We start from the raw sequence: 25296 nt of genomic DNA, 5'->3' as shown, positions 1-25296 counted from the left end.
GTCCCTTTATCCGCCTGTCAGCGCCTGGACGACATACACGCGGCTGGCGTCGCCGAGCGCATCGGACAGGCGTTGCCGGTCGCGTATCGGCTGGCCGTCGATGAACACCGACAGATGCTTTCGCAGCGCGCCCTGGTCGTCAAGGATGTAGCCGCGCAGCCGTGGCTGCTCGCCGAAAACGGTGTCGAATGCTTCGCCGACCGTGTGCGCGTCGATATCGCGCTCGGGCGTTTCGATATGCCGCTGGATCGAGGCGGCGAAGAAGAGGTGCGCCATGGCGGTGGCTGGCAGGAGCCGCGCGGAAGGGACGGTCTGTAGTGTAGGCGATCCGCCGGAAGCCGAAAGCCAGGATGGCGCTGCGCCGGCATGCGCGATGCGTCGCGCGCTAAACCGGAATCGATCGCCCGCGGATCCGGATCCCGAGCCGCACGACGCCGATCACCGCATTCGACAGCCACGTGAGCAAACGCGGCATGCCGCGCCGGCGGATATCGAGCAGCAGCACGATCCGCACTGCGTCGCTGTCGTTCCACACCTCGTGCATGAACGTGTCGTCCCACAGCAGGAAGCGGCCTTCGTCGAGCCGGTATTCGCGGCCGTCGACCTTCAGCACGGCGGCTGGCGTGCCGTCGGCGCGGGTTGGCATCGACAGCACGAGATAGCCGCGCAGGATGCCGCGAAACGGCCCGCGATGCGGCGGGATGTGCTTGCCGGGCGCGAGGAACGACAGCGACGCGGACAGCACGTCCGGCGATGCCGCGACGATCGATGCGACGGTCGGGCAGCGCGACAGGTTGCGCGGGAATCGCTGGCCGTACGCCTGCATGATGAACATCCGCCAGTCGCGCGCATCGTTGGCCGAGATGTCGTACTGCTCGCGCATGATTTCGTGGAAGCGCGGGATGCGCGGCATGTCGCGCGCGACGGCGAGCGCTTCGGCCTGGATCGCGGGCCAGGCGCGCACGAAACGCTCGGCGTCCGGGAACGCGGCCGTGTCGAGCACCGCGCCGCCATCGATATGGCGGTCGTACAGCTTGCGAAGCAGGCCGGCTGCATAGTCGTAAGCGACGGACATGGTCGATCGGAACGCGATCCGTATGAGGTGACGTCAGTCTGCCCGAACCGCAACGGGCGCTGCGTTACGTCAGGTTACGCCCGCTGACGAATGAATGACAGCTTGATGAACACCCGGCGCTCGCGGATCGAAAGGCCGGGAATAAACGCAGCCCCTCCGTCGTCATACGGGTGTAGCACGTCGTCTCGTTGACTTCTGAAGGAGTGAAACATGAACACGCATTGGCTGGTGGCCGCCACGGTGGTGGCGATGTCCGTCGCGGGTGTCGCGACGCAAGCGTCGGCACAGGCGCTGACGCGCGCGCAGGTCACGCAACAACTGATCGACGCGGAAAACAACGGGTTGCGCTTCGTGACCGATACGTCGTATCCGGACGTGAGCCCGCTGTTCCGGCAACAGGCCGAACAGATGCCGCAGCGCCAGGCGAGCACGGCGGTCGGCAGCGATCCGGCCGTTTCATCCGAAGCCGGCAAGCCGGCGACGATGTCGCCCCGTCCGCGCGCTGCCGCATGCGTCGGCCCCGCGAGTTTCTGCACGATCTATTTCGGCAGCTGACGTACCCGCCTGCATCCGCAGGTCACGCATTTCCCAAGCTTGATCGAGATCCAACATTGACGGAGTTCATGATGAAAACATATATCGCACTACTGATGATGATCGGCGCGATCGCCGGTCAGTCTGCATTCGCGCAATCGGCTGCACCGCTGACGCGCGCACAGGTTCGCGACGAACTGATGCGTCTGGAAGCGGCCGGGTATGACCCGGCGAAGGGCGATGACGGCGAGTATCCGGCGGACATCCAGGCCGCGGAAGCGCGGCTCGCCGAGCAGGACCGTGCGCGGATGGCGGCGTCGCCCGCGCATGCGCCGGCTCCCGGCACGCCGGCGCAAACCAGCAACTAGGTGCCGCCATGATCGTGTGTGAAGTCTGGCCGTCGTGTGCGCGGGACGGCAAACCGCATGCCCTTCGCGCCACGCGACGTGGCCGAAGGGCGCCGGCTGCGATGCCGCTCATTGCACGCCGCTTCGCGCGGCGCCGCGATCAGCTCGTCAACCGGTCGCGATGAGCCGGCAGGTCGATCACCACGGCATCATGCGCTGCACGATCTGGTCGCGCAGCACGAAGCGGTGCAACAGGGCGGCCGCCACATGCAGGCAGATGCCGGCGAACAGGACCCACGCGAGGATGCCGTGCACGTCGCCCATCGCGTGTCCGAATCCGGAGCCCGCCGCCGACAGCGCCGGCAGCGGAACGACACCGACGAGCGTCACGGCCCATGCGCGCGACGACGCGTTGATCCAGCCGAGCAGCGGCACCGCGATCAGCAGCAGGTAGAGCGCGCCGTGCGTGACGCCCGACAGCGCGCGCATCGCGGGCGACAGGTCGCTGGCAGGCGGGCGATGCGTCGCGCGCCACAGCACGCGGCACGCCATCGCCGCGAGCAGCGCCGTGCCGACGATCAGGTGCGCGGCGATCAGGCCGACCGGTTGCGTGTCGCGATGCACGTCGGGCATCGTCCAGCCGATCGCGTATTGCGCGACGACCAGCGCTACGATCAGCCAGTGAAGAAAGCGGGCAACGGCGTCATAACGAGCGGGTGCGGACATGGAGACTCCTGACGGGTGACAGGGGGGGGGCAGGGTTCGGGCGGATTCTACGGTTGAATCCTTAACGAAACGTTAAGCGCGCGGCATCGATCCACCTGCATCCGCCGACGGCAGCGTGATCGCCACGCCGAGGCCCTGGCCGCCGATACCTGACTCGAACTGCACGGTGCCGCCGAAATATTGCGCGATGCGTGTGACGATCGACAGCCCGAGCCCGCTGCCGGGCGACTGCGTACCGCTGCCGCGATAGAAGCGGTCGCCGAGCCGTTCGTGCTCGCCGGGCGCGACACCGGGCCCGTCGTCGCGCACGACGATGCGTTGCAGTGCGCCGTCGTCGTGCACGCCGAGCTCGATGCGCCCGCCCTGGCGGCCGTACTTGACGGCGTTGTCGACGAGATTGTCGAGCAGGATGCCGATCAGGATCGGATCGGCGTCGATCGCGCGCATGGAGAGGTGACCGGCCACGATGGCGATGGCCTTGTCGGCAGCCTTCGCCAGATGGCGGTCGATGGCCGCGTCGACGAGTTCGCGCACGACGACCGCGCGCGTCGGAATGCGTTCGTATTCGTCGAGCCGCGCGAGCAGCAGCAACTGTTCGGCGAGCCGCGCACTGCGGTCGACGCCTTGCACGACGCGCTGCATCGCCAGCTGCTTGCGTGCCGGATCGTCGGTCGCGATCGCCACCTGCGCCTGCACCTTGATCGCGGCGAGCGGTGTCTTGAGTTCGTGCGCGGCATCGGACGTGAACGCGCGCTCGCGCACGATCGATTGCCGCAGCCGCGCGAGCAGCCGGTCGATCGCGTCGACCAGCGTGCGCACCTCGTCCGGGACGGTCGCGATGGCGAGCGGTTCGAGCGATCGTGCATCGCGCGCGCCGATCAGCGTGGACAGCGTCTTCAACGGCGCGAGACTGCGTCCGATCGTGACCCACAGCAGCAGCGCGAGCACCGGCAGCGCGACGATCAGCGGCAGGACGATGCCGCGTGCGATGCCGGTCGCCAGATCGCTGCGCGTATTGACGGTCTCCATCACGCGCACGCGGCGCCCCGACGTGTTCTCGCGCAGCGTATACGTGCGCCACTGCGCATCGCCGATCACGATCGTCTGCGGGGCGCCGCGCGCGTCACGCGCATCGGGCAACCCTGCCGCGGCGGCGGGAAGGCTCGACGCAACGACGTTGCCTTGTGCGTCGCGCACGTCGAACAGCACGTCGCGCGGCAAGCGGTCGCCGTCGCTGTCAGGCCCGGATCCCGATGCGCCGAACGACAGTTCGACCCGCGCGTCGGGCGGCACGCGGGCAAGGCGGTCGAGATCGGCCGGTGAGAGATTGACCAGCAGCGACGCGTATTCGGCGAGGCGGGCATCTTCCCATTCGCCGATCTCGCGTGTCGCGTAGTGGATGCTGCCGAACACGGCGACGAGCCAGACGAGGCTCACGCAGCCGATCGCCATCAGCGACACGCGGCGTCGTATCGAGCGGGCGATCATTGGAGATCGACGACGTAGCCGATGCCGCGGACGGTGCGGATCAGTTCCGCGCCGAGCTTCTTGCGCAGGTTCGAAACATGGACCTCGATCGCGTTGCTTTCGATACCTTCCTGCCAGCCGTACAGGCTGTCCTCGAGGCGTGCGCGCGACTGCGGCACGCCCGGGTGGCCGACGAGCTGAACGAGGATCGCCCACTCGCGCGACGTGAGTGCGATGCGCGACGCATCGCGCGTCACCGTATGCGCGGTCAGGTCGATCGTGATGTCACGCCACACGATTTCATCGCCGGCCCGGCCCTGCGAGCGTCGCACGAGCGCGCGACAGCGGGCGAGCACCTCGGACAGCTCGAACGGTTTCGCGAGATAGTCGTCCGCGCCGTCGTCGAGGCCGCGGACGCGGTCGGCCACGGTGCCACGCGCGGTCAGCACCAGCACGGGGACCGTATCGCCCGCATCGCGCAGCGCGCGCAGCAGTTCCGTTCCCGATTTCCCGGGCAGGCCGAGATCGAGCACGACGAGCGCGAAGCGCGTCGTCGCGAGCGCGGCGGCGGCCGCGTGACCGTCGCGCAACCAGTCGACGTGATAGCCGGCCTGGCCGAGGCTGATCTCGAGGCCGCTGCCGATCAGGTCGTCGTCTTCAACAAGGAGGAGTCGCATGGTCGATTCGTGTGCAGGCATCCGCGATTGTACGAGCCCGACCGCGCGCGCCGTGCAACGGAATGTAATCGGGCCCCGTTCGAATGCCGCGCGATTCTGAAGAACGCTTAAGGTTTGGCGCCGGCAATCCCGCTACCATCGGCCACAACATTTCTCGGGTGATTCTCCGCATTCCCTGATCCCGAACCGGGTCGGGCGCCTCCGGCACGAGCCGGATGGGCCCGCCCGCCAATCCGCGACCCTTTCGATCGACCTACGGTCGATGCGTGTCGCCCGTACGGGAGGTTCATTCCTGATGGCACCCTCGACGATCGAGCGATGGCGCGCCCACCTGCTGATCGCCGCACTGGCCGGCATGTTCATCCAGTGTTTCGTGCTGGTTTCGCTGCTTGCATGGCGCGTACCCGAAGCATTTTTCACCACGATGACGTTTCGCATCTGGATCGTCGTGGCGGTCGCCACCGCGATCCTGTCAGCCCGTAAGCTTGCCGGCGCGGCGTTCAAGGCCGCGGTGGCATGCGGCTACGTGCGCGTGACCGGAATCGATCGCCGCACGGTAGTTGTGTCATCTGATTGCGCGTATCGTCGCTTGGTCGTCCTTCATATCCGGCTCAACGGGAACCGGTACGGCGGCGCGCACGGGTGAGCCCGCGTGCGCGCGGCCGTTCCCGGGCGTCGCGGTCGTACGGGTCACCACTGGGGAGAAGCATGGTTTTGCTGCATGTGCTGCACGCGCTGGCCGGCGCTATGTCGATCGTCTGCGGGCTGGGCGTGTTGCTGGGCATTGCTTACACGATCACGGCCAGCGTGCTGGTCGGCCGGTTCTTTTCGCGGGCGGCGGCGGAGCCGCGCGCGTTTCCGGGCGTCACCGTCGCGAAGCCGCTGCACGGCGACGAATGGGATCTCGTACAGCATCTCGAAAGCTACTTCGTGCAAGATTATCCCGGGCCGGTCCAGCACCTGTTCGGCGTGCACGATGCGTGCGACGCCGCACTGGCGGCCGTCGAGACGCTGCGCGCACGCTACCCGGACGCAAACATCAAGGTCGTGGCCGATGCGCGGCTGTACGGGCCGAACCGCAAGATCGCCAATCTCGTGAACATGCTCGAACACGCGGAGCATTCGGTGCTCTGCCTCGCCGACAGCGACGTGGTGGTCGAGCGCGATTATCTGCGCGCCGTCGTCGGCGCGTTACAGCAGCCGGATGTCGGCATCGTGACGAGCGTGTATCGCGGCGTCGCATCGCCGGGTTTCTGGCCCGGAGTCGCCGTCGCGATGACGAACTACCATTTCCTGCCGGGCGTGATCACCGGGCTCTTCATCGGGCGCGCGCGGCCGTGCTTCGGGCAGACGATTGCGATCACGCGCGAGACGCTCGAACGCATCGGCGGGCTGGCGCGTTTCGCGCATCACCTGGCGGAAGATCACGCGCTCGGCGAAGCGGTGCGGCAGGCGGGCGCACAGGTCGTCATTCCGCCGTTCGTCGTCGGACATGCGTGTGTCGAAGAGACGTTCGCCCGGTTGTACGCACACGAATTGCGCTGGAGCTGCACGATTCGCGCGGCGGACCGGCTCGGTCATGCGGGGTCGGTGCTGATGCACCCGCTGCCGCTCGCGTTGCTGGCGCTGCTGTTCTCCGGCGGCGCGCCCGCCGCGTGCGCGCTGGCGGTCGCGGCGCTTTTCGCGCGGGCGCTGCTGATGGTGAAAACGAGCCGCGCGACCGGCGCCGGCCTGCGCGGCGCATTCTGGCTGCCGTTCGTCGATCTCCTGCAGTTCCTGGTGTTCGTATCGAGCTTCTTCTCGTCGCACGTCGTGTGGCGCGGCACGCGTTTTCGCGTCGACCGGGAAGGCCTGCTGTCGCCGGCAGGTGAATCATGACCACCGGGACGAACCCCGACGCCGCCCATGCGGACCCGCGCGCCTCGCGCGGCGACGCACGGCTTCGGCATGTAGGGCGCGCCGCGGCGCTCGGCGGGCTGGCGCTCGCGGTGTGGCTGATCTGGCGCGAGCATCCGCTGGATATCCTCCATCGCTTGCAGATCGCCGGCGCGGGGCTGCTGGTCGCCGCGCTCGCGCACATCCTGCCGATGCTCGCGAATGCGTGGGACTGGCGGATGCTGATTCGCGGCCCGCGCCGGCCGTCGTTCATGACGATGCTGAAGCTCGTGTGGATCCGTGAATCGATCAACGGGTTGCTGCCGGTCGCGCGCATCGGCGGCGAGATCGTGTCGTTCGGCTTGCTGCGGCAGGCCGGCGTGCGCCCGGCGACCGCCGTGGCGAGCCTCGTCGCCGACATGCAGCTGACGCTGATCAGCCAGTTGATCTTCGCGCTGGTCGCGATCGGCTATGTGCTCGAGCGCGTATCGTCCGATGCCGCGCGGGTGGCCGGGAACCTCGCGATCGGCATGGCCGCGCTGGTGCCGGTGCTGCTGCTGTTCGCGCTGGTGCAGCATGCGCGGCCATTCGAGCGCGCGATGCGCGTGCTCAACCGCGTCACGAGCGGCAAGGTGGTGGCGCTGGTCGGCGAATCGGCGCGTACCGATCAGTCGATCCGGTTGATCTGGAGAAAGACGGGTGTCGTCGTGCGCTACCTGGGGATCTGGCAGACGCTGCAGTTCGCGGGCTACGCGCTGGAAATCTGGCTGGCGCTGTATTTTCTCGGCGCCGATCCGACCTTTGCGCAGGCGCTGGCGATCGAGGCGCTGATCCAGCTCGTGAGCAGCATCGCGTTCCTGATGCCGGGCGGCCTGGGCGTGCAGGAGGGCGGGTTCGTGCTGATCGGCGGGCTGCTCGGGTTCGACCCGCCGACCTGCCTGGCACTGGCGGGCGCCCGCCGCGTGCGCGACCTGCTGTTCTATCTGCCGGGCCTGCTCGCGTGGCAGTGGGCGGCCGGTTCGTCGAACCGGCCGGGCGGCACGAAACCCGCGTCGTTACCGATCGGGGAATCCCCCCGGCCGCGCTGACGCAGCCGGGTGCGACGCGGCGCGCGATTCAGCGCTGTGCGTCGGCGATATGGCTGCGGATCACGTCGGCGAACGACGTATCGCCCTTCAGCCCGAGTGCTTCCGCACGCGACGTGTCCCAGCGGCCCGGCCAGCTGCCGACGATCTTCTCGACACGCTCGTCGGGCGCATGACGGATCCGCTTCACGACGTCGTCGCCCGCGACTTCGCGCAGCGCTTCGATCATCTCGTCGACCGAGACCGACAGGCCCGGCAGGTTGATGACGCGCTTGTTGCCGAGCTTCGCGCCGTCGATCTCGCAACCGGCGACGAGCGCTTCGATCGCGCCGCGCGGCGACAGCAGCCACAGCCGCGTCGAACCGGGCACCGGGCATACGCTTTCCTCGCCGTTCAGCGGCTCGCGGATGATGCCGCTCGCGAACGACGATGCCGCGGCGTTCGGCCGGCCCGGCCGCACGCTGATCGTCGGCAGCCGCAACACGCGGCCGTCGACGAAGCCGCGCCGCGCGTAGTCGCACAGCAGCAGCTCGGCGATCGCCTTCTCGGCGCCGTACGACGATTGCGGATTCAGCGCGGTGTCGTCCTGCACGACGTCGGGCAGCGCGCCGCCATAAACCGCGACGGAGCTCGTGAACACGACGCGCGGCTGGTGGCCGCGTGCACGGCACACTTCGAGCAGCGTGCGCGATGCGTCGAGGTTGATCCGCATGCCGAGATCGAAATCGGCTTCGGCCTGCCCGCTGACGATCGCCGCGAGGTGGAAGATCGCGCCCGTCTGCGTGTCGATCGCGCTTTCGAGTACCGCGCGATCGGCGATGTCGCCGACGATCGACGTCACGCGCGCATCGCCGAAGTCGCTGCCCTTGACGACGTCGAGCAGCACCAGCTCGTCGATCTTGCCGGTCCGGCCGTCGGGGCCGGTCAGTTCGCCGCGCTCGAGCAGCTTGCGCGCGAGACGCTGGCCGAGAAAGCCGGCGCCGCCGGTGATCAGTACTTTCATGTTCGTTGCCCTCTTGGGAATGCTTGAATTACAGGTAGGGTTTGACCCAGCCGAGCCCTTCCGACGTGCCGGCCTTCGGGCGGTATTCGCAGCCGATCCAGCCGTCGTAGCCGAGCGTGTCGATCAACGCGAACAGGTACGGGTAGTTGAGTTCGCCGAGATCCGGCTCGTGGCGTTCGGGCACGCCGGCGATCTGGATGTGGCCGATGCCCGCGAAATCGCGCTTGAGCTTCATTGCGAGATCGCCTTCGACGATCTGGCAGTGGTAGCAGTCGAACTGCACCTTCAGGTTCGGCGCGCCGACTTCCGCGCAGATCGCCTGCGCGTCGTCCTGGCGGCTCAGGAAGTAACCGGGCATGTCGCGCTGGTTGATCGGCTCGATCAGGATCGTGATGCCGTGCGCGGCGGCGGCCTGCGTCGCATGGCGCAGGTTCGCGAGGTAGGTGTCGCGATGGCGCGCGCGGTCGGCGCCCGGCGGCACCATGCCGGCCATCACGTGCAGCTTCTTGTTGCCGAGCACGCGTGCATAGTCGAGCGCCTGGTCGATGCCGCGGCGGAACTCGTCCTCGCGGCCCGGCAGCGACGCGATGCCGCGTTCGCCCGCGGCCCAGTCGCCCGGCGGCGCGTTGAACAGCGCCTGTTCGAGGTTGTGCGCGTCGAGGCGCGCGCGGATGTCCTCGGCGGCGAAGTCGTACGGGAACAGGTACTCGACGGCCTTGAAGCCGTCGTACGAGGCAGCGGCGAAGCGTTCGAGGAACGCATGCTCGGTGTACATCATCGAGAGGTTGGCAGCGAAGCGTGGCATGGCAGCGGTCCTGTGAATGAGTGGGGCGGGGCGCACGGCGCCCCGCGTCGAATCCTGCAGTTCGCCGGATCAGCGGTTCACGAGTTTCGCGGGCGTGAGCCACACGGCGATCGCGCCGATCACGAGCATCGCGGCCAGCACGTACATGCCGGACGACGTGCTGTGCGTGACGTCCTTCAGGTAGCCGATCACGTACGGGCTCGCGAACCCGGCGAGGTTGCCGACCGAGTTGATGATCGCGATCCCGGCGGCGGCCGCGGAACCCGCGAGGAACGCGGTCGGCAGCGACCAGAACAGCGGCGCGCAGGTCAGCACGCCGCCTGCCGCGAGCGACAGGAACACGATCGACACCGCCGTATTGTGCGAGTACGACGCGGCGACCGCAAACCCGACCGCGCCCATCAGCGCCGGCACGATCAGGTGCCAGCGGCGTTCGCGGCGCTTGTCCGCGCTGTGGCCGAACAGGTTCATCACGACGATCGCGACGACGAACGGAATCGCCGACAGCAGGCCGATCTGGAGCGTATCGGTGATGCCGGTCGATTTCACGAGCGTCGGCATCCAGAACGTGAGGCCGTACTGGCCCGTGACGAATGCGAAGTAGATCAGCGACATCCACCACATGCGCGGGTCCGAGAACACGGCCTTCAGCGAATGGCCGTGCTTCTGCTGTTCCTGCGGTTGCGCGGCGATCTCGTCCTCGAGGAGCTGCTTCTCGCGCTCGTCGAGCCACTTCGCGCTGCGGATGCTGTTGTCGAGATACAGGATCGTCGCGATGCCGACGAGCACGGCCGGCACGGCTTCGATCATGAACATCCATTGCCAGCCGTGGAAGCCCGAGCCGCCGTGGAAGCGCTCCATGATCCAGCCCGACAGCGGGTTGCCGAAGATGCCCGACACGGGAATCGCGGACATGAACACCGCGATGATCTTCGCGCGGCGATGCGACGGGAACCAGTACGTGAGGTACAGGATCACGCCCGGATAGAAGCCGGCTTCCGCGAGGCCGAGCAGGAAGCGCAGCACGTAGAACTGCGTCGGCGTCTTCACGAACGCGAACAGCGCGGACAGCAGGCCCCACGTGATCATGATCCGCGCGATCCAGATGCGTGCGCCGAGGCGGTGCATCAGCATGTTGCTCGGCAGCTCGAACAGGAAATAGCCGAGGAAGAAAATGCCCGCGCCGAGCCCGAACACGGTTTCGCTGAACGCGAGATCCTGCGACATCTGCAGCTTGGCGAAGCCGACGTTGACGCGGTCGAGATACGCGACCACGTAGCAGAGCATCAGGAACGGCACGATGCGCCAGAACACTTTCTTGTAGGTGCGGTCGAGTTCGGCCGCATGGGCGGGCGCGGCGGGCGAGCGGCCTGCGGCCGCGTCGAGAGCAGTCATCGTCGTCTCCATGAATATCGTGTGCCGGCGGCGCGTACGCCGCCGGATCGTGTGTGTGTGCTGACGGAAGGGCCCGCGCACACGGCGGGCATGGGAATCGGTGCGTGACGCGCGCGTCGGGTTACCAGCGCGCGCCGAAGGTCTCGCGCAGTTCGTCGAGCGCGGCTTCGGACAGCGGCTCGGGCTTCGGCTGCGTCATCAGCCACAGCCGCGCGGTTTCCTCGAGTTCCTCGAGCGCATACGACGCGTGTGATACCGACGGCCCCCACATCACGGGGCCGAGGCGATCGAGCAGCACGCCGCGCACCTGGTCGGCCAGCGCCGCGACTTCGGCCGCGACGGCCGGATCGCCGGGGCGGCGGTAGCGGATCAGCGGAATGTGGCCGACCTTCATCACGTAGTACGGCGTGATCGGCGGCAGCACGTCGGTGTCGCGCCACACGCCCGCCAGCGTCAGCGCGACGAGGTGCGTCGAATGCGTGTGGACGACGCCGTTCGCTTCCGCGTTGCGCGCATAGATGCCGCGATGCAGCGCGAGTGTCTTCGACGGCTTGCCGCCGGATACCGGCTGGCCGTCCGTGCCGACTTTCGCGATGTCGTTCGGGTCGAGCCGGCCGAGGCACGCGTCGGTCGGCGTGATGAGCCAGCCGTCAGCCAGGCGCGCACTGATGTTGCCGGCGCTGCCGACCGCATGGCCGCGCGCATACAGGCTCGCGCCGACCACGCAAATCTCTTCGCGCAGTTTCGCTTCGTCGCTCATCGTGCGGCTCCGTCCAGCGCGCGCAGCGCCTTGTCGAAAAAGTCGGTCGTGCCGAAGTTGCCGGATTTCAGCGCAAGGCCGAGCGGCCGCGCGTCGATGGTGGCCGTGGCCGGCACGCCCGGATCGATCTGCGCGCCGATCTGCAGCGACTTCACGTCGAGCGCCTGTACGACCGCACCGGACGTCTCGCCGCCGGCGACGACGAACTTGCGCACGCCGAGTTCGCGCAGGCCGCGTGCGATCGCCGCGAGCGTGCTTTCGACGAGATGGCCGGCCGCTGCGACGCCGAGCGTTTGCTGCACGGCCTTGACTTCGTCGGGCGTCGCGGTCGCGTAGATCAGCACGGGTTGCGGCAGGTGCGAGCGCGCGAAGGCGAGCGCCTGGTCGACGACGGGTTCGCCACGCGACGCCGCGAGCGGATCGATGCGGAAGCTCGGCCGCGTCGCGCGCCACGCGGCGACCTGCGCGTTGGTGGCTTTCGACGCGCTGCCGGCGAGCACGGCAGACAGCCCGTCGAGGCGCGGCAGCGATGCCGCGTTGTCACGCTCGGGCAGTTGCTCCGCGCGGCGGAAATTCGCGGGCAGGCCGAGCGCGATGCCCGAGCCGCCGGTGACGAGCGGCAGGCCCGCGCACGCTTCGCCGAGCACGTAGAGGTCGCGGTCCGACAGCGCGTCGGCGATCGCGAAGCGCGCGCCTTCCGCGCGCAGCTGCTCGATCCGCGTGCGCACGGCGGCCGCGCCCAGCGCGATCGTGTCGTAGCGAATCAGGCCGACCGCCGACTTCGTCTGCTGCTGCAGCACGCGCACGAGGTTCGCGTCCTTCATCGGCGTGAGCGGGTGGTTCTCCATTCCCGATTCGTTCAGCAGCACGTCGCCGACGAACAGGTGGCCGCGATAGATCGTGCGGCCGTTCTCCGGGAACGCCGGGCACGCGATCGTGAAGCCGCCGCCGGCCGCGTCGAGCAGCGCGTCGGCCACCGGCCCGATGTTGCCCGCGTCGGTCGAGTCGAACGTCGAGCAGTACTTGAAGAAAAACTGGCGACAGCCTTGCGCGCGCAGCCATTCGTACGCGGCGAGCGATTGCGCGACGGCGTCGGCCGCGGGGATCGTGCGCGACTTCAGCGCGACGACGATCGCGTCGGCATCGATTGGCGTGTCGGCTGCGGCGCCGTCGGCGGGCACGCCGATCGTCTGCACGGTGCGCATGCCGCTCTTGACGAGCATGTTCGCGAGATCGGTCGCGCCGGTGAAATCGTCGGCGATGCAGCCGAGCAGGGGACGGGAAGCGGAAGCGGTCATGGCAGGAACGTCGTTCGAATCAGCGGGCGGGCGGCAGCGTGATGCCGGGGAAGGTCTTGATCACGGCGGAATCGTCCTCGCCGCCGTGGCCGGCGCTCGACGCGCTCATGAACATCTGGTGCGCGGTGGCCGACAGCGGCAGCGGAAACTTGCTGCGGCGCGCGGTATCGAGTACGAGGCCGAGATCCTTCACGAAGATGTCGACGGCCGACAGCGGCGTGTAGTCGCCGTTCAGGATGTGCGGCACGCGGTTCTCGAACATCCACGAATTGCCGGCGCTGTGCGTGATCACGTCGTACAGCGCGTCGGCGTCCACGCCTTCGCGCAAACCCAGCGCCATTGCTTCGGCCGCCGCGGCGATGTGCACGCCGGCCAGCAGCTGGTTGATGATCTTCACTTTCGAGCCGATGCCGTGCGCGTCGCCGAGGCGATAGACCTTGCCGGCGATCGCGGCGAGCACGTCTTCGCAACCCGCGTACGCGGCGGCCGGGCCCGACGTCATCATCGTCATCTCGCCGGCGGCCGCACGCGCGGCGCCGCCCGACACGGGCGCATCGAGCATCTGCAGGCCGGCGGCCTCGATGCGCGCGCCGAGCGCGACCGCGAATTCGGGCGCGACGGTCGCGCTCGCGATCACGACGCCGCCCGGCTTCATCGCCGCGACCGCGCCATGTTCGCCGAACAGCACCGTTTCCGTTTGCGCGGCATTGACGACGAGCGTGACGACGACGTCGCACTGCGCGCCGAGTTCGGCCGGCGTCGCGCAGGCCACGCCGCCTTCGGCGGCGAACGCCTGCAGCACGGTGTCGCGCACGTCGCATGCGTGGACGCGCAGGCCGGCGCGCAGCAGCGAGCGTGCGACGCCGAGGCCCATCGCGCCGAGGCCGATGACTCCAACATTTCGTGACATGGTCAACCTTGATCGATTCGGGAGAGGTTCGTGATGGCGGCGGCGCCCGATCGGGCAGTGGCCGCCGGCTTCAGCAGATGCCGGCTTCCGCGAGACGGCGGGCGGCGTTGTACATGTGCGTGCGCGCCGCGTTGCGCGCGGCCATCGGGTCGCGTGAGCGGATCGCGTCGGCGATCGCCGCATGTTCCTCGCGCACCTGGCGCGAGAAGTCCTCGCGCGTCGCTTCGTTGCGACGCGTGACCTTCACGCCGGCTTCGAGGTACTGGTTCAGGAACTGCAGCGTCTTCAGGAAATACGGGTTGCCCGTGACGGCCGCGATCGTGCGGTGGAACGCGACGTCTTCCGCGACGCCGTCGCGCCCTTCGGCCACGGCATCGTCGATCTTGCGCAGCGCATCGTCGATGTCGGCCATGTCTTCATCGGTGTGATGCAGGGCCGCTTCGGCCGCGACCTCGGCCTCGATCGCGCGGCGCACCGCGAGCAGGTGCGGCAGCGAAGTGGCCTCGACCGCTTCCGCATAGTCGATCCGCAGCGGCCGGATCGCGCCGTGCTGGTTCACGAACACGCCGCTGCCCTGGCGCGGCTCGACCACGCCTTCGTTCTTCAGCCGCGAGATCGCCTCGCGGATCACGGTGCGGCTCACGCCGAATTCCTGCGCGAGCACGGCTTCCGTCGGCAGCTTGCCGCTGGCCGAGAAACTGCCGGCTTCGATCTGCTTGAGCAGTTGCTGCGCGACATGGTCGCTCATCGCACGGGCGGGAATTTTCTCGAACATGATGCTCTGGTTTGTAAGGTGATGTGGTCATCATACAAATTTGAGCGCAGTGAAGCATCCGGGATAACCCTCGATCTACGACCGCCAACGTCGGTCAAATTGACTGGAACCGGTTCCAAAAGTAACGAAACAGATGCGTACGTGTGTGGTTCTGCGATCGGTCAGGGAGGGGGCGGGGCCCCGTGGCCGTCAGTCGGCGATGTCCTCGACGGGATCGGCCGCCGCCAGTTCGCCGGCTTCGGCCACTTCGCCCCCACGCTCGCGATACGTCGCCGGCGGCACGCCGAACTGCTTGCGGAACTCGCGTCCGAGGTGCGATGCGTCGGCGAATCCGCAGCTCGACGCGATATCGGCCACCGTGCGATCCGAACTCGTCAGCAGCCACGCGGCCGTGCGCAGCCGCACCTGCTTCGCGAACGCCTGCGGGCTCCTGCCCGTCTCGGCCTTGAACAGCCGCTCGAGCTGCCGCGTCGACAGGTCGAGCTTGTTCGCGAGCTCGTCGAGCGACAGCGCGCGCCCGACATGCTGTTCCATCAGGAGAATCGCGCGCTTGACCTTCGGGTGCGTCGCCGGTTCGAGGCCCGGCGGATGCGGCTGCGGCGCGTTGCCTTTCTGCATCTCGCCGACGAGCAGGATGCGCAGCGCCTTCTGTACCGTCGCGTGATCGAAATGGCGCAGCAGGATGGCCGCCGCGACGTCGATCGACGCGCGGCCGCCCGAACAGGTGATCCGGCGCCGGTCGATCACGAACAGCCGGTCGGCGATCAGCAGGTCGGGATCGGCAGACGGAAAGCGCTCGATGAAATCCCAGTAATGGAACCAGCTCACGCAGGTGCGGTAGCCGTCGAGCACGCCGGCGCGCATCAGCGTGAACACGCCGGTGCAGATGCCGACGACCGTCGCGCCGCCCGCCGCCGCGCGGCGGATGAAGTCGAGCGTTTGAGGGCCGGCCTGCGGCCCCGAATGCAGCAGCCCGCCGACCACCACCACATAGTCGAACGGCTCGGCCGCGTCGAACGTCTCCCAGGGCGTGATCTGGATCCCGCAGCTCGCGCGCACCGGCGCGAGCGTTTCGCCGATCACGCTCCATGCGCAGCGCACGGGCTTGCTGTAGTCGCCGTCGTCGGCCGACAGCCGCAGCATGTCGACGAAGCCGGAGAAGGCCGTCAGCGTGAAGTTCGGCAGCAGCACGATGCCGAAGCGGATGCGCCGCGGCGCGGGTTCTGCGAGGGGGGAAGCGGGTACGTCGGGTGTCATCGCGGCCAATCTCGTCACGCCGGGCAGGCGGTCTCACTCGTTTCACTCTGGTTGCGGGTACGGCTGCCGGGGCGGCGCGGATGAAGCCAGCGTCGCCGATCGGCCCCGGCCGGACTTGTGGTTTTCCGTCGCGAACCATCGCCAAAACGCACTTTCGGGCCGGCCGGCGCGGTGCTTGGCGGCGGTATCCCACGCCGATGCCGTTTTTGTTCTATCTGCCGATTTTACGCTTTGGTGTACTGGCGTCCAATCAACGTCACTCAACGCGTGAAAGCGCAAAGGCAGCCAGATGAACGTCAGCGCGTTCGACCTGTTCAAGATCGGTATCGGCCCGTCCAGCTCGCATACGGTCGGCCCGATGATCGCCGCGTGCCGCTTCGCGTCGCACGTCGAGGACGCGAACCTGCTCGGCTTCGTGCGCCGCGTGCGGGTCGAGCTGTACGGCTCGCTCGGCGCCACCGGCAAGGGCCACGGCACCGACAAGGCCGTGCTGCTCGGCCTCGAGGGGCACCTGCCCGACACGATCGATCCCGACCTGATCGAGCCGCGCCTCGCCGCGATCCGCGCGGAGAAGTCGCTGTCGCTGCTCGGCAAGCAGACGGTGCGCTTCGAGGAAAAGGAACACATCGGCTTCTATCGCAAGCTGATGAGCGGCACGAGCATCGTGCACCCGAACGGGATGCGCTTCCAGGCCTTCGACGAGCACGGCCAGCTGCTCGTCGAGAAAGAGTATTACTCGGTCGGCGGCGGCTTCGTCGTGAACCGCGACGGCGATCGCGTGAACGGCGTGCGCGCGGCGGTCGAGGTGCCGTACCCGTTCCGCACCGGCGACGACCTGATGCGCCAGTGCCGCGAACACGGGCTGTCGATCGCCGAACTGATGATGCGCAACGAATGCGCGCTGCGCTCCGCCGACGAAGTGCGCGCCGGGCTGCTCGCGATCTGGCGCACCATGGCCGCCTGCGTCGAGCGCGGCTGCAAGGTCGAGGGCGACCTGCCGGGCCCGATGCGCGTGAAGCGCCGCGCGGCCGAGATGAATGGCCACCTGCGCGCCCGTTCGGAAGAATCGCTGCGCGACCCGCTGTCGATGCTCGACTGGGTCAACCTGTATGCGATGGCCGTGAACGAAGAGAACGCGGCCGGCGGTCGCGTGGTCACCGCGCCGACCAACGGCGCGGCCGGCGTGATTCCCGCGGTGCTGCACTACTACGTGAAATTCGTGCCGGGCTCGAACGAAGCCGGCATCGTCGAATTCCTGCTGACGGCCGCGGCGATCGGGATCATCTACAAGGAAACGGCATCGATCTCCGGCGCGGAAGTCGGGTGCCAGGGCGAAGTGGGCGTTGCATGCTCGATGGCCGCCGCCGCGCTCGCCGCCGTGATGGGCGGTACGCCCGACCAGGTCGAGAACGCGGCCGAGATCGGCATGGAGCACAACCTCGGGATGACCTGCGATCCCGTCGGCGGGCTCGTGCAGATCCCGTGCATCGAGCGCAACGCGATGGGCGCGATCAAGGCGTTGAACGCGTCGCGCATGGCGCTCAAGGGCAACGGCCAGCACTACGTATCGCTCGATTCCGTGATCAAGACGATGCGCGAAACCGGCGCCGACATGAAGACGAAATACAAGGAAACGTCGCGCGGCGGTCTCGCCGTGAACGTCATCGAATGCTAACGAAGGACCACAACATGAGCCGCTACTCGATATTCAGCCTGTTCCGCAACGGTCTCTCGTATCACGAGAACTGGGAAAAGCAGTGGAAGAGCCCGGAGCCGAAGAAGGAATACGACGTCGTGATCGTCGGCGGCGGCGGCCACGGCCTTGCGACCGCGTACTACCTCGCGAAGGAGCACGGCATCACGAACGTCGCGATCCTCGAGAAGGGCTGGATCGGCGGCGGCAATACCGCGCGCAACACGACGATCGTGCGTTCGAACTATCTGTGGGACGAATCGGCCGCGCTGTACGAGAAGGCGATGAAGCTGTGGGAAGGGCTGTCGCAGGACCTGAACTACAACGTGATGTTCAGCCAGCGCGGCGTGATGAACCTGGCCCACACGCTGCAGGACGTGCGCGACACCGAGCGCCGCGTGAACGCGAACCGGCTGAACGGCGTCGACGCGGAATTCCTGACGCCCGCGCAGATCAAGGAAATCGAGCCGACGATCAACCTGAACAGCCGCTACCCGGTGCTCGGCGCATCGATCCAGCGCCGCGCCGGCGTCGCGCGTCACGACGCGGTGGCCTGGGGCTTCGCGCGCGGCGCGGATCGCGCCGGCGTCGACATCATCCAGAACTGCCAGGTGACGGGCATTCGCCGTGAAGGCGGCGCGGTGGTCGGCGTCGATACGGTGAAGGGTTTCATCAAGGCGAAGAAGGTCGCGGTAGTCGCGGCCGGCAACACGACGACGCTCGCCGACATGGCCGGCGTGCGCTTGCCGATCGAAAGCCACCCGCTGCAGGCGCTGGTGTCCGAGCCGATCAAGCCGGTCGTCAACTCGGTGATCATGTCGAACGCGGTGCACGCCTACATCAGCCAGTCCGACAAGGGCGACCTCGTGATCGGCGCGGGCATCGACCAGTACACGGGCTTCGGCCAGCGCGGCAGCTTCCACATCATCGAGAGCACGCTGCAGGCGATCGTCGAGATGTTCCCGGTGTTCTCGCGCGTGCGGATGAACCGCCAGTGGGGCGGCATCGTCGACGTGTCGCCTGACGCGTGCCCGATCATCACCAAGACCGACGTGAAGGGCCTCTATTTCAACTGCGGCTGGGGTACCGGCGGCTTCAAGGCGACGCCCGGCTCGGGCTGGGTGTTCGCGCACACGATCGCGCGCGACGAGCCGCATCCGCTGAACGCGCCGTTCGCGCTCGACCGCTTCTACACGGGCCACCTGATCGACGAGCACGGCGCTGCCGCCGTCGCGCACTGAACGAGGAGAAACAACATGTTGCTGATCGAATGTCCGTGGTGCGGGCCGCGCGCCGAATCCGAGTTCTCGTGCGGCGGTGAAGCCGACATCGTGCGCCCCACCAACAACGAGAACATGACCGACCGTGAATGGGGCGAGTACGTGTTCATGCGCGAGAACAAGCGCGGGCTGCACAAGGAGCAATGGCTCCACGCGCAGGGTTGCCGCCGCTGGTTCAAGGTCACGCGCGACACGGTGACCTACGATATCAAGGGCTACGAAAAGTTCGGCGGGGCCGCCATCAGTGGCGCGGCTGCCGGCAACGCACACGAAGAGGGCACGAGCAAATGAGCCAGAAAGACCGCCTCGGCACCGGTGGCCGCATCAATCGCGCGATTCCGTTGACGTTCACGTTCAACGGCCGCACGTATCAGGGCTTCCAGGGCGACACGCTCGCGTCCGCGCTGCTCGCGAACGGCGTGCACTTCGTCGCGCGCAGCTTCAAGTACCACCGTCCGCGCGGGATCGTGACGGCGGACGTGGCCGAACCGAATGCCGTCGTGCAGCTCGAATCGGGCCCGTACACGGTGCCGAACGCACGCGCGACCGAGATCGAGCTGTACCAGGGGCTCGTCGCGACGAGCGTGAACGCCGAGCCGACGCTCGAGAACGACAAGTACGCGATCAACCAGAAGTTCTCGCGCTTCATGCCGGCCGGGTTCTACTACAAGACGTTCATGTGGCCGCGCAACATGTGGCCGAAGTACGAAGAGAAGATCCGCGAAGCGGCCGGCCTCGGCAAGGCGCCCGAAGTACTCGACGCCGATCGCTACGACAAGTGCTATGCGCATTGCGACGTGCTCGTGGTCGGCGGTGGCCCGTCGGGCCTCGCCGCCGCGCATGCGGCCGCGACGGCCGGCGCGCGCGTGATCCTCGTCGACGACCAGCGCGAACTCGGCGGCAGCCTGCTGTCGTGCCGCGCGGAGATCGACGCGAAGCCCGCGCTGCAGTGGGTCGAGAAGATCGAGGCCGAACTGCGCAAGCTGCCCGACGTGACGATCCTGTCGCGCAGCACCGCGTTCGGTTATCAGGACCACAACCTCGTGACGGTCACGCAGCGCCTGACCGATCACCTGCCGGTATCGATGCGCAAGGGCACGCGCGAGCTGCTGTGGAAGGTCCGTGCGAAGCGCGTGATCCTCGCGACCGGCGCGCACGAGCGTCCGATCGTGTTCGGCAACAACGACCTGCCGGGCGTGATGCTGGCAGGCGCGGTATCCACTTACGTGCATCGCTTCGGCGTGCTGCCGGGCCGCAACGCGGTCGTGTTCACGAACAACGACCGCGCGTACCAGACCGCGATCGACCTGAAGGCGTGCGGCGCGAAGGTGACGGTCGTCGATTCGCGTGCGTCGTCGAACGGTGCGCTGCCGGCCGCTGCGAAGCGGCAGGGTGTGACGGTGATGAGCGGCGCGGTCGTGACGGCTGCATCGGGCAAGTGGCGCGTATCGTCGGTCGACGTCGCGTCCCTCACGAACGGCCAGGTGGGCGGCAAGCTGCAGACGCTGCCGTGCGACCTCGTCGCGATGTCGGGCGGCTTCAGCCCCGTGCTGCACCTGTTCGCGCAGTCGGGCGGCAAGGCGTGCTGGAACGACGAGAAGGCATGTTTCCTGCCGGGCAAGCCCGTGCAGGCGGAAGCGAGCATCGGCGCGGCGGCCGGCGAATTCGGCCTGGCGCGTGCGCTGCGGCTCGCGGTCGATGCCGGCGCGGAAGCCGCGAAGGCCGCGGGCTTCACGGCCGCGCAGCGCCCGGTCGCTCCGCAGGTGGCCGAAGCCGTCGAAGGCGCACTGCAGCCGTTGTGGCTCGTCGGCAGTCGCGAGGCCGCGGCACGCGGACCGAAGCAGTTCGTCGATTTCCAGAACGACGTGGCGGCCGCCGACATCCTGCTCGCCGCGCGCGAAGGCTTCGAATCGGTCGAGCACGTGAAGCGCTACACGGCGATGGGCTTCGGCACCGACCAGGGCAAGCTCGGCAACATCAACGGGATGGCGATCCTCGCGGGCGCGCTCGGCAAGACGATTCCCGAAACGGGCACGACGACGTTCCGCCCGAACTACACGCCGGTGTCGTTCGGTACGTTCGCGGGTCGCGAGACGGGCGATTTCCTCGACCCGATCCGCAAGACCTGCGTGCACGAATGGCACGTCGAGCACGGCGCGCTGTTCGAGGACGTCGGCAACTGGAAGCGGCCGTGGTATTTCCCGAAGAACGGCGAGGACCTGCATGCGGCCGTGAAGCGCGAATGCCTGGCGGTGCGCAACAGCGTCGGCATCCTCGATGCATCGACGCTCGGCAAGATCGACATCCAGGGCCCCGATGCGGTGAAGCTGCTGAACTGGATGTACACGAACCCGTGGAACAAGCTCGAAGTGGGCAAGTGCCGCTACGGGCTGATGCTCGACGAAAACGGGATGGTGTTCGACGACGGCGTGACCGTGCGCCTCGCCGACCAGCATTTCATGATGACGACCACGACGGGCGGCGCGGCGCGCGTGCTCACGTGGCTCGAACGCTGGCTGCAGACCGAATGGCCCGACATGAAGGTGCGGCTGTCGTCGGTCACCGATCACTGGGCGACGTTCGCGGTGGTTGGCCCGAAGAGCCGCAAGGTCGTGCAGAAGGTGTGCCAGGACATCGACTTCGGCAACGAGGCGTTCCCGTTCATGAGCTACCGGAACGGCACCGTTGCCGGCGCGAAGGCGCGCGTGATGCGGATCAGCTTCTCGGGCGAGCTGGCCTATGAAGTGAACGTGCCGGCGAACGCGGGCCGCGCGGTGTGGGAAGCGCTGATGGCCGCCGGCGCCGAGTTCGACATCACGCCGTACGGCACCGAGACGATGCACGTGCTGCGTGCGGAGAAGGGCTACATCATCGTCGGCCAGGATACCGACGGCTCGATCACGCCGTACGACCTCGGGATGGGCGGGGTCGTCGCGAAGTCGAAGGACTTCCTCGGCAAGCGCTCGCTCGCGCGGTCGGACACCGCGAAGGAAGGCCGCAAGCAGTTCGTCGGCCTGCTGACCGAAGACGAACAGTTCGTGCTGCCGGAAGGCGCGCAGATCATCGCGAAGGACACGCAGGTGTCGGCGGTCGATCCCACGCCGATGATCGGCCACGTGACGTCGAGCTACTACAGCCCGATCCTGAAGCGCTCGATCGCGCTCGCGGTGGTGAAGGGCGGCCTGAACAAGATGGGCGAGAGCGTCGTGATTCCGCTGGCCAACGGCAAGCGCATCACCGCGAAGATCTCGAGCCCGGTTTTCTACGATACCGAAGGGGTGCGCCAGCATGTGGAATGAAACCAGAAACCAGACGCAGGTGGCGGGCGCGGGCGGCGTGACGCTTGAATCGCCGTTCGTCGGCGCGGCCGACGTGCTGAAGCCGCACCAGGCGCGCGCATCGAAGAAGTTCACGCTGCGCGAGCGGCCGTTCCTCGATCTCGTCAACGTGCGCGGCGAGTTGAGCGATCCGGCATTCGTCGCCGCGTTCGAGCGCGTGGTCGGCTGCCGTCCGCCCGCGGCGCCGAACACGGTTGCGCGCGGCGCCGAGTACGACGTGCTGTGGCTCGGCCCCGACGAGTGGCTCGTGCGCTCGAACGGGCCCGTTCAGGCCGGCGTGCTCGAAGCGAAGCTCGCGGAAGCCGTGCAGGGTTCGTATGCGGCGGCCGTCGATGTCGGCAGCGGCTATACGGTCGTCGAGATCAGCGGCGAACGCGTGCGCGACGTGATCGCGCGCGGCTGCCCGCTCGATCTGCATCCGCGCGTGTTCAAGCCGGGCCAGTGCGCGCAGTCGCACTACTTCAAGTCGCCGATCACGCTGATCCCGACCGGCGACGACACGTTCGAGATCGTCCTGCGTCGCAGTTTCGCGGATTATTTCGTGCGCATCATGCTCGACGCCGCGGCGCCGCTCGCATCATGAAGCCGTTCGACGAACCGTTCGTGGCGATCGACGCGCCGCGCCTGCGCGGGTGCGGCTGGAGCGTGTTCGTCGACGAACTGAAGGTGCCCGCGCGGATCGGCATTCATGCGCACGAGCATGAAGCGCCGCAGCCGATCGTGATCGATGCGCGGCTCGGGTATCGCTGCGAGCCGAGCGAGCAGGGCGAGTGGATCGATTACGACGGCTATTGCGCGCGCGTCGCGTCGTTCCTGTCGCACAAGCCGCATACGCGGCTGCTGGAGACGCTCGTCGCCGATATCGCGGTGCTGTCGTTCCGAGAATGGCCGGCGCTGGAATCGTTGACGCTGTCGGTGTACAAGCCGAAGATCCGGCCCGGGACGAAGCGCGTCGGCGTGTCGCTCGACTGGACGCGTGGGGATTATTTGCGGTGGACGGGGGCGGCGGGGCAGTTTTGAAGGGGGCGGCTCGGAGAATCGATTGACGGAAACGGCGGAGGGATTCCGGTCGGTCGCAATCGGGCGGTGCAGCTTGCCGCCCGAATTAATTCCTGAAATATGAGAACAATGTGCTGATAGCGATCATGCATTCGATTATTCCTGAAATATCAGAATAATTCGCTGCTTTGTGTTCGCGTGAGTATAATTCCGATATTCCCGTAACTATGTTGTCGAGCCTGGCTGACAGCACTTTGTTCCTGAAATCACGGAATTATGGCCCGCACCTTACCGCATCCGATCGCGACTCCTGACCCGCTTGCACTGGATCTGGCAACGCTGGGAGCGCTCGTCCGCAATCGGCGGGCGCAGAGCCGAATGCGCATCGACGACGCGGCCGATATGCTCGGTGTCTCCAAAGACGTGCTGTCGCGGCTGGAAAACGGCCGGGCGGTGAGCCTCGACAAATTGTTCAAGGTGCTCGACGGCTTCGGTCTCAATCTGCTCGTCGTACCGAAACGCGAAGTGCCGGTGGCCCGTAAGGCGTTGCACGAGCACATGGCGGCGCAGGCCGTGTCGGCGGAGCCGGGGGAGGGCGTCTGATGGTTCATCGCCTGGGCATTTCGACCAACGCCTCGCCTGTCGGTCAGTTGACTTACGATGCCCGCCGGGACGATTACGGCTTTTCGTACGATCCGGCGTGGCAGGCGCGCGCCGACGCGTTTGCGTTGTCGCCGTGCATTCCGCTCGACGGCGGCCCGCTACCTGCCGGCGCGGTCCAGCGCTTCATCGGCAACCTGCTGCCCGAGGGCCGCGCGCTCGAAGTGGCCGCGGCGATGTATCGGATATCGAAGGACAATGTGTTCGGTTTGATCCGAATGCTCGGGAAGGAGCCTGTCGGTGCGTTGAGTTTCTTCCCGGACGACGATGCCGATGCACAGGCGCCGGAGGCCCTCGAATCCGTGCGGCGCGTGATATCCGCGGAAGAGTTGACCGATCGCATTCGCAAGCGTGATGCGATTCCGTTTCCCGTCTGGGACGATCAGGTCCGGCTGTCGATTGCAGGCCACCAGGACAAGCTGCAGATACTGGTCGAGGGCGAGCAATTCGCGTTCGTCGAGGGAGCGCTCAGCAGCACGCATATCCTGAAGCCCGAGTCCCAAAACCCGCATGCTCCGTTCATGGTCGCCAACGAGCATTTCTGTATGACACTGGCCGCCCAAATGGGATTGCCGGTGGCACATGTCGAGATTCGGCGCATCCCGGAACCCATTCTGCTCTTCGAACGATTCGACCGGATCGTGACGACCGAACCGGACGATCCGCAACGCGTCCGCGCGGTGCGGCGTCTCCATATCATCGACGGATGTCAGGCGCTGGATTTGCCGGCGACGCTCAAGTACGAACGCAATCTCGGCAACAATGCGGACGTGCGTAACGTTCGCGAAGGCGTGAGCTTCGAGAAGTTGTTTTCGTTGACACCGAGTTTCGAGAATCCGTTGGTTGCCCGCTCGGCAATGCTTCGCTGGGCGCTGCTGCAATTGCTGATCGGCAACAGCGATGCGCACGGCAAGAATATTTCGTTTTTCGTCAGCAGCGGCGGTCTGGATCCAGCGCCGCTCTACGATCTGGTTTGCGTCAACGTGTACGGTGACGCGTATGTCCAGGACATGGCGATGGCCTTCGGGGATGTTTTCCGAACGGAGGAACTGACCGCTTTTGCCATGGCGGATTTTGCGCATCGCGCGCAAATCCGGCCGTCGTTCGTCGCACGTGAATTGACAAAGATGGCGACGCTGGCGAGGAAGCTGGCTCCCGAGTTGGCGGAGTCAGCGGTGTATGCAGGCGAGGAGCGTGCATGGGTGCGCAATATTTCGGAGTACGTGTGTGCCCAGGCCGACCGTACGTTGCGTATTGCGCCCATGATTTCCAAGGTAGACGTCGATCTTCTTTGATATCGGGCGATTAACGGGCGACGCTGCGATGGCCGATTCAGC

At 67.2% G+C, this 25296-nt stretch carries 26 protein-coding genes; 13 read left to right on the top strand and 13 right to left on the bottom strand.

What is annotated here, in order from left to right; all coding sequences use genetic code 11:
• Positions 1-6 precede the first annotated feature (6 nt).
• Entirely contained in the window at positions 7-276 is a 270-nt protein-coding gene (locus tag HWX87_RS18440; protein ID WP_059859798.1) for a MoaD/ThiS family protein, read from the bottom strand.
• Between the two features lie 109 nt (positions 277-385).
• Complete coding sequence (locus HWX87_RS18435; protein WP_176048449.1) at positions 386-1075, bottom strand: aspartyl/asparaginyl beta-hydroxylase domain-containing protein; 690 nt, start codon at positions 1073-1075, stop codon at positions 386-388.
• Positions 1076-1285: 210 nt separating this feature from the next.
• Between HWX87_RS18435 and HWX87_RS18430 the strand changes: the two genes are divergently transcribed.
• Both HWX87_RS18430 and HWX87_RS18425 read left to right on the top strand, forming a co-directional pair.
• Positions 1286-1630, top strand: a complete 345-nt coding sequence (locus tag HWX87_RS18430) for a DUF4148 domain-containing protein (RefSeq protein WP_059585791.1) — start codon at positions 1286-1288, stop codon at positions 1628-1630.
• A 71-nt stretch (positions 1631-1701) separates the two neighbouring features.
• Positions 1702-1977, top strand: a complete 276-nt coding sequence (locus HWX87_RS18425; protein ID WP_176048448.1) for a DUF4148 domain-containing protein — start codon at positions 1702-1704, stop codon at positions 1975-1977.
• Between the two features lie 177 nt (positions 1978-2154).
• On the opposite strand, the gene HWX87_RS18420 is transcribed toward HWX87_RS18425, so the two are convergent.
• The 3 genes from HWX87_RS18420 to HWX87_RS18410 form a co-directional block, all read right to left on the bottom strand.
• A complete protein-coding gene (locus HWX87_RS18420; RefSeq protein ID WP_176048447.1) occupies positions 2155-2682 on the bottom strand; it encodes a cytochrome b/b6 domain-containing protein in 528 nt (175 codons plus the stop codon).
• A gap of 72 nt (positions 2683-2754) precedes the next feature.
• The gene (locus HWX87_RS18415) at positions 2755-4170 is read right to left on the bottom strand and encodes an ATP-binding protein (RefSeq protein ID WP_176048446.1); all 1416 of its coding nucleotides are present in this window, start codon (positions 4168-4170) and stop codon (positions 2755-2757) included.
• Complete coding sequence (locus HWX87_RS18410; protein ID WP_176048445.1) at positions 4167-4826, bottom strand: response regulator; 660 nt, start codon at positions 4824-4826, stop codon at positions 4167-4169. The genes HWX87_RS18415 and HWX87_RS18410 overlap by 4 nt, the downstream gene beginning before the upstream one ends.
• A 262-nt stretch (positions 4827-5088) precedes the next feature.
• On the opposite strand from HWX87_RS18410, the gene HWX87_RS18405 reads away from it, so the two are divergent.
• The 3 genes from HWX87_RS18405 (at position 5089) to HWX87_RS18395 (ending at position 7789) form a co-directional block, all read left to right on the top strand.
• A complete protein-coding gene (locus tag HWX87_RS18405; RefSeq protein ID WP_176048444.1) occupies positions 5089-5472 on the top strand; it encodes a hypothetical protein in 384 nt (127 codons plus the stop codon).
• Positions 5473-5534: 62 nt separating this feature from the next.
• Complete coding sequence (hpnI, locus tag HWX87_RS18400) at positions 5535-6704, top strand: bacteriohopanetetrol glucosamine biosynthesis glycosyltransferase HpnI (protein ID WP_176048443.1); 1170 nt, start codon at positions 5535-5537, stop codon at positions 6702-6704.
• Positions 6701-7789, top strand: coding sequence for a lysylphosphatidylglycerol synthase domain-containing protein (locus tag HWX87_RS18395; RefSeq protein ID WP_176048442.1), 1089 nt, complete (start codon positions 6701-6703; stop codon positions 7787-7789). Before hpnI ends, HWX87_RS18395 begins: the two co-directional genes overlap by 4 nt.
• Before the next feature lie 28 nt (positions 7790-7817).
• Here HWX87_RS18395 and denD read toward each other — a convergent pair whose 3' ends face one another.
• From denD to HWX87_RS18355, 8 genes are all read right to left on the bottom strand, one after another.
• Entirely contained in the window at positions 7818-8789 is a 972-nt protein-coding gene (gene denD / locus HWX87_RS18390; protein ID WP_176048441.1) for a D-erythronate dehydrogenase, read from the bottom strand.
• Positions 8790-8817: 28 nt separating this feature from the next.
• The gene (otnI, locus tag HWX87_RS18385; protein ID WP_176048440.1) at positions 8818-9594 is read right to left on the bottom strand and encodes a 2-oxo-tetronate isomerase; all 777 of its coding nucleotides are present in this window, start codon (positions 9592-9594) and stop codon (positions 8818-8820) included.
• A 69-nt stretch (positions 9595-9663) separates the two neighbouring features.
• Positions 9664-10989 carry an MFS transporter gene (locus tag HWX87_RS18380; RefSeq protein WP_176048439.1) on the bottom strand — a complete coding sequence of 442 codons (1326 nt, stop codon included), beginning with the start codon at positions 10987-10989 and terminating at the stop codon, positions 9664-9666.
• 121 nt (positions 10990-11110) lie between these two features.
• Positions 11111-11749 carry an aldolase gene (locus HWX87_RS18375; protein ID WP_176048438.1) on the bottom strand — a complete coding sequence of 213 codons (639 nt, stop codon included), beginning with the start codon at positions 11747-11749 and terminating at the stop codon, positions 11111-11113.
• Positions 11746-13047, bottom strand: coding sequence for a 3-oxo-tetronate kinase (gene otnK / locus HWX87_RS18370; protein ID WP_176048437.1), 1302 nt, complete (start codon positions 13045-13047; stop codon positions 11746-11748). The genes HWX87_RS18375 and otnK overlap by 4 nt, the downstream gene beginning before the upstream one ends.
• A gap of 19 nt (positions 13048-13066) precedes the next feature.
• Entirely contained in the window at positions 13067-13957 is an 891-nt protein-coding gene (gene ltnD, locus HWX87_RS18365) for an L-threonate dehydrogenase (RefSeq protein ID WP_176048436.1), read from the bottom strand.
• Positions 13958-14027: 70 nt separating this feature from the next.
• Positions 14028-14732 (bottom strand): FadR/GntR family transcriptional regulator, encoded by a 705-nt coding sequence (locus tag HWX87_RS18360; protein WP_176048435.1) that lies wholly within the window; start codon positions 14730-14732, stop codon positions 14028-14030.
• Positions 14733-14921: 189 nt separating this feature from the next.
• Positions 14922-15989 (bottom strand): GlxA family transcriptional regulator, encoded by a 1068-nt coding sequence (locus HWX87_RS18355; protein WP_176048434.1) that lies wholly within the window; start codon positions 15987-15989, stop codon positions 14922-14924.
• A gap of 289 nt (positions 15990-16278) precedes the next feature.
• Here HWX87_RS18355 and HWX87_RS18350 point away from each other — a divergent pair, with 289 nt between their 5' ends.
• The 8 genes from HWX87_RS18350 to HWX87_RS18315 all read left to right on the top strand — a co-directional run bounded on the left by HWX87_RS18350 (position 16279) and on the right by HWX87_RS18315 (position 25254).
• On the top strand, positions 16279-17664 hold the full coding sequence (locus HWX87_RS18350; protein ID WP_059239100.1) for an L-serine ammonia-lyase: 1386 nt from the start codon (positions 16279-16281) through the stop codon (positions 17662-17664).
• Between the two features lie 14 nt (positions 17665-17678).
• Entirely contained in the window at positions 17679-18923 is a 1245-nt protein-coding gene (locus HWX87_RS18345) for a sarcosine oxidase subunit beta family protein (protein ID WP_006480591.1), read from the top strand.
• A 15-nt stretch (positions 18924-18938) separates the two neighbouring features.
• The gene (locus HWX87_RS18340) at positions 18939-19253 is read left to right on the top strand and encodes a sarcosine oxidase subunit delta (RefSeq protein WP_176048433.1); all 315 of its coding nucleotides are present in this window, start codon (positions 18939-18941) and stop codon (positions 19251-19253) included.
• Positions 19250-22261, top strand: a complete 3012-nt coding sequence (locus HWX87_RS18335) for a sarcosine oxidase subunit alpha family protein (RefSeq protein ID WP_176048432.1) — start codon at positions 19250-19252, stop codon at positions 22259-22261. The genes HWX87_RS18340 and HWX87_RS18335 overlap by 4 nt, the downstream gene beginning before the upstream one ends.
• Entirely contained in the window at positions 22251-22883 is a 633-nt protein-coding gene (locus tag HWX87_RS18330) for a sarcosine oxidase subunit gamma (RefSeq protein ID WP_176048431.1), read from the top strand. Before HWX87_RS18335 ends, HWX87_RS18330 begins: the two co-directional genes overlap by 11 nt.
• Positions 22880-23320: a dihydroneopterin aldolase gene (locus HWX87_RS18325; protein ID WP_176048430.1), complete on the top strand. Its 441-nt coding sequence runs from the start codon at positions 22880-22882 to the stop codon at positions 23318-23320. The genes HWX87_RS18330 and HWX87_RS18325 overlap by 4 nt, the downstream gene beginning before the upstream one ends.
• 255 nt (positions 23321-23575) lie before the next feature.
• Positions 23576-23902, top strand: a complete 327-nt coding sequence (locus HWX87_RS18320; RefSeq protein ID WP_104766704.1) for a helix-turn-helix transcriptional regulator — start codon at positions 23576-23578, stop codon at positions 23900-23902.
• Positions 23902-25254: a HipA domain-containing protein gene (locus tag HWX87_RS18315; protein ID WP_176048429.1), complete on the top strand. Its 1353-nt coding sequence runs from the start codon at positions 23902-23904 to the stop codon at positions 25252-25254. The genes HWX87_RS18320 and HWX87_RS18315 overlap by 1 nt, the downstream gene beginning before the upstream one ends.
• Positions 25255-25296: the final 42 nt, after the last annotated feature.

This window comes from Burkholderia sp. BCC1644 (genome assembly GCF_902833225.1).
In the GTDB taxonomy this organism is placed as follows: domain Bacteria; phylum Pseudomonadota; class Gammaproteobacteria; order Burkholderiales; family Burkholderiaceae; genus Burkholderia.
Note: the sequence above shows the minus strand (reverse complement) of the source record. Positions and strands in the feature narration are given on the sequence as shown.

What these genes read in the sequence shown, in the direction of transcription:
- HWX87_RS18440 (WP_059859798.1), bottom strand. Translation starts at nt 276, where the DNA reads ATGGCGCACCTCTTCTTCGCCGCCTCGATCCAGCGGCATATCGAAACG.
- HWX87_RS18435 (WP_176048449.1), bottom strand. Translation starts at nt 1,075, where the DNA reads ATGTCCGTCGCTTACGACTATGCAGCCGGCCTGCTTCGCAAGCTGTAC.
- HWX87_RS18430 (WP_059585791.1), top strand. Translation starts at nt 1,286, where the DNA reads ATGAACACGCATTGGCTGGTGGCCGCCACGGTGGTGGCGATGTCCGTC.
- HWX87_RS18425 (WP_176048448.1), top strand. Translation starts at nt 1,702, where the DNA reads ATGAAAACATATATCGCACTACTGATGATGATCGGCGCGATCGCCGGT.
- HWX87_RS18420 (WP_176048447.1), bottom strand. Translation starts at nt 2,682, where the DNA reads ATGTCCGCACCCGCTCGTTATGACGCCGTTGCCCGCTTTCTTCACTGG.
- HWX87_RS18415 (WP_176048446.1), bottom strand. Translation starts at nt 4,170, where the DNA reads ATGATCGCCCGCTCGATACGACGCCGCGTGTCGCTGATGGCGATCGGC.
- HWX87_RS18410 (WP_176048445.1), bottom strand. Translation starts at nt 4,826, where the DNA reads ATGCGACTCCTCCTTGTTGAAGACGACGACCTGATCGGCAGCGGCCTC.
- HWX87_RS18405 (WP_176048444.1), top strand. Translation starts at nt 5,089, where the DNA reads ATGCGTGTCGCCCGTACGGGAGGTTCATTCCTGATGGCACCCTCGACG.
- hpnI (WP_176048443.1), top strand. Translation starts at nt 5,535, where the DNA reads ATGGTTTTGCTGCATGTGCTGCACGCGCTGGCCGGCGCTATGTCGATC.
- HWX87_RS18395 (WP_176048442.1), top strand. Translation starts at nt 6,701, where the DNA reads ATGACCACCGGGACGAACCCCGACGCCGCCCATGCGGACCCGCGCGCC.
- denD (WP_176048441.1), bottom strand. Translation starts at nt 8,789, where the DNA reads ATGAAAGTACTGATCACCGGCGGCGCCGGCTTTCTCGGCCAGCGTCTC.
- otnI (WP_176048440.1), bottom strand. Translation starts at nt 9,594, where the DNA reads ATGCCACGCTTCGCTGCCAACCTCTCGATGATGTACACCGAGCATGCG.
- HWX87_RS18380 (WP_176048439.1), bottom strand. Translation starts at nt 10,989, where the DNA reads ATGACTGCTCTCGACGCGGCCGCAGGCCGCTCGCCCGCCGCGCCCGCC.
- HWX87_RS18375 (WP_176048438.1), bottom strand. Translation starts at nt 11,749, where the DNA reads ATGAGCGACGAAGCGAAACTGCGCGAAGAGATTTGCGTGGTCGGCGCG.
- otnK (WP_176048437.1), bottom strand. Translation starts at nt 13,047, where the DNA reads ATGACCGCTTCCGCTTCCCGTCCCCTGCTCGGCTGCATCGCCGACGAT.
- ltnD (WP_176048436.1), bottom strand. Translation starts at nt 13,957, where the DNA reads ATGTCACGAAATGTTGGAGTCATCGGCCTCGGCGCGATGGGCCTCGGC.
- HWX87_RS18360 (WP_176048435.1), bottom strand. Translation starts at nt 14,732, where the DNA reads ATGTTCGAGAAAATTCCCGCCCGTGCGATGAGCGACCATGTCGCGCAG.
- HWX87_RS18355 (WP_176048434.1), bottom strand. Translation starts at nt 15,989, where the DNA reads ATGACACCCGACGTACCCGCTTCCCCCCTCGCAGAACCCGCGCCGCGG.
- HWX87_RS18350 (WP_059239100.1), top strand. Translation starts at nt 16,279, where the DNA reads ATGAACGTCAGCGCGTTCGACCTGTTCAAGATCGGTATCGGCCCGTCC.
- HWX87_RS18345 (WP_006480591.1), top strand. Translation starts at nt 17,679, where the DNA reads ATGAGCCGCTACTCGATATTCAGCCTGTTCCGCAACGGTCTCTCGTAT.
- HWX87_RS18340 (WP_176048433.1), top strand. Translation starts at nt 18,939, where the DNA reads ATGTTGCTGATCGAATGTCCGTGGTGCGGGCCGCGCGCCGAATCCGAG.
- HWX87_RS18335 (WP_176048432.1), top strand. Translation starts at nt 19,250, where the DNA reads ATGAGCCAGAAAGACCGCCTCGGCACCGGTGGCCGCATCAATCGCGCG.
- HWX87_RS18330 (WP_176048431.1), top strand. Translation starts at nt 22,251, where the DNA reads ATGTGGAATGAAACCAGAAACCAGACGCAGGTGGCGGGCGCGGGCGGC.
- HWX87_RS18325 (WP_176048430.1), top strand. Translation starts at nt 22,880, where the DNA reads ATGAAGCCGTTCGACGAACCGTTCGTGGCGATCGACGCGCCGCGCCTG.
- HWX87_RS18320 (WP_104766704.1), top strand. Translation starts at nt 23,576, where the DNA reads ATGGCCCGCACCTTACCGCATCCGATCGCGACTCCTGACCCGCTTGCA.
- HWX87_RS18315 (WP_176048429.1), top strand. Translation starts at nt 23,902, where the DNA reads ATGGTTCATCGCCTGGGCATTTCGACCAACGCCTCGCCTGTCGGTCAG.